Source organism: Allosphingosinicella sp. (assembly GCF_036387215.1).
GTDB lineage: Bacteria > Pseudomonadota > Alphaproteobacteria > Sphingomonadales > Sphingomonadaceae > Allosphingosinicella.
Map to the genome: position 1 here is coordinate 1 of NZ_DASVUE010000108.1, position 2,643 is coordinate 2,643.

General features: G+C 64.7%; 2 protein-coding genes. Both read right to left on the bottom strand.

The window, feature by feature from the left end:
• On the bottom strand, positions 1 to 1,586 hold a 1,586-nt coding region (locus VF662_RS04610; RefSeq protein ID WP_464138225.1), incomplete at its 3' end, for a M16 family metallopeptidase.
• Positions 1,587 to 1,646: 60 nt separating this feature from the next.
• Positions 1,647 to 2,643, bottom strand: a 997-nt coding sequence (locus VF662_RS04615; protein ID WP_464138229.1) for a DUF418 domain-containing protein, incomplete at its 5' end; no start/stop codon positions are given.

Below are 2,643 nucleotides of genomic sequence, written 5' to 3' on the forward strand. Positions count from 1 at the left end.
ATCCCGTAGGCCTTGAGGCCGTTCGGGAGCGAGGCCTGCCAGACGGCGGGAATGACGACCGCAGGCTTCTCGCCATAAGGCGGCTCGACGGTCCGGTCGAAGCTCGAGGGGCTTCTTGCATAAGTCGCCTTGACGTTCGGATCGACCTCCGCTTCCGCGCCTTGCACGATCGGCTCTTCGACCACCTTGGCACGCACCGCGCCGTTAAGCGCAAGCTCCGCCTTCCCCTTCGGAACCATGCTCGTGGCGACATAGGGCCTGCCCTTGATGTACTTCGCATAGACCCGCATCACGTCGGCCGCGGTGACGCCGCGGAGGCTTGCAAGGTCCTTGTCCGCAAAGTCGGGGCTGCCGGTGTAGAGATCGTAACGGGCGAGGCGGGAGGCCTTTCCGAGCACGCTGTCGATCTCGCTGTAGAATGCGACCTCGCGAAGCGTCTTGGCGCGTTCCAGCGCCGCGCGGTCGACGCCCTTCTTCTCGAACCGTGCGAAACCTTCGCCGATCGCAGCCTGCACCTTGTCGAGGTCGACGCCTTCGAAGGCCTGGACCTGGAGGTGCGCCTCGCCGGCGATCTTCGCTTCGTTCTCGAACGCGCCGACCTCGCTCGTAAGCTTCCGCTCGTCGACCAGCACCGCGTGAAGCGGCGTCTCCTTGCCGTCCGTCAGCAGGTCGAACAGGATCTGGAGCGGATAGCTGTCCGGATGGAAGGCCGGCACCGTCGGCCAGGTGAGCGTCAGCTGCGGCAGCTGCGCGAAATTGTCCTCGTGGAAGAGGAGCCTGGAAACGGCGAGCCTCGCCGGCTGCGGCTTCAGGGCCGGAGCGGGAGCGCCGCGCGGGATTTCAGCGAAATATTTCTCCACCCATTTGCGCGCCTGCGCGGGATCGAAGTCGCCCGAAATCACCAGCGCCACATTGTTGGGCACGTACCAGCGGCGGTAGAAATTCTTGACGTCGGCAAGCGTCGCGCGGTCGAGATCCTCCAGCGATCCGATTACCGACCAGCTATAGGGATGGCCGGCGGGATAGAGATTCTCGTCGATGATCGAGAAGGTGTGGCCATAGGGGCGGTTGTCGTAGGATTGGCGCTTCTCGTTCTTGACGACCTGCTTTTCCTTGGCGAGCACCGGCTCGGTCACCGTGTTGATGAAATAGCCGAGCTTGTCCGCCTCGGCCCAGATCATCTTCTCGAGCGCGTCCTTGGGCACCGTCTGGAGATAGTCGGTGATGTCGCGGCTGGTGGAGCCGTTGGCGCCGGAGCCGCCGATGCGGGCGCTCAATTTGTCGAGGCCGCCTTTCCCGAGATTTTCGGATTCGAGGAAGAAGAGGTGCTCGAACATGTGCGCGAAGCCGGTGCGCCCGGGCTCCTCCCGGCCGGAGCCGACATGGGCGTTCAACGACACCGCAACGACGGGATCGGAGCGGTCGACGTGGAAGATCACCTTCATTCCGTTGGCGAGCCTGTACTCCTCGACCGGGATCAGTTGCGGCTGCTCTGCCAGATGCACGGCCTGTGCGGCCGCGGGTGCGGCGCCCGAGAGCATGAGACCGGCCGCCGAGGCCGAGAGCAGGAGTTTCGTCAGCGTCATGGCAGTCCCCACCTGGATGAGCGGAGCCTAAGCCAGCATGAACGCCGCCGCCAGATCGTATTATGCGGCTAGGCCGCCCTCCACCGCCGTCTTCCGCATCGGCTGCGCGCCGCCGCGGGCGAGGCTGCGCCAGAGCCACTCGAACGGCCCGTAGCGATAGCGGTCGAGCCACGGCTTGGACCAGAGCAGCATCAGCGCCCACATGGCGAGCACGACCAGCCACAATTCGGCACGTCCCATGGTGCCGAATAGGCCGCCGCCATAGCCGTAGAAGAGGGTGGTCATGAGGATGCTCGTGCCGAGATAGTTGGTGAAGGCGGCGCGGCCGGCGGCGGCGATCCGCTCCACCAGCGCGCCGCCCCGGCGGGTGAGCAGGATGATCAATGCGGCGGTGGCGATCACCATCAGCGGCCGGAACAAGACCGGTCCGGCAAACGCGAAGGTAGGCATCATTCCCGGCGTGAAGCCGTCCGACCAAAGCAGCCAGGCGAGCAGAGAATAAGCGGGAATCGTGATGGCGAAGCCGATCAGCGCGATCTTGCGGTAGAGCGCGTCGCTCCAGCTTCCGGTGAAAAACCCGGTCTTCAGCGCAGCCATTCCGAGCAGCATGTAGCCCAGGGTCTCCCAGCCGAACACCGCCAGCATGATGAGCGGCTCGAACGTCTTGTCGACGAGCTGGTGGCGCGCGAGATCGAGCCAGCCGCCTCGGTAAAGGGTCAGCGATCTGGCAAGATCGGCATCGCTCGGGATTGCAAATCCGCGCTGCATCTCGGCCCATTGCTTCACGGTCTCCGCGCTCGCGCCCGGGGCGGCGGCGGTCTCGCTCATGTACTGGAAGCTGACGGCCATGGCCGCGAACAGCAGAAACTGGATCGCCACGAACACTCCGCCCCAGATCAGGAGCTTTTTTGGCGACGCGGCGTGGAAGAACCACGCGATGAGGCCGATCGTGGCGTAGCCGGTGAGGATGTCGCCGAACCAGATGAGGTAATAATGGAGATAGCCGAACAGGAGCAGCCACAGCATCCGCCGGAAATGCACCCGCGCGCCCGATTCC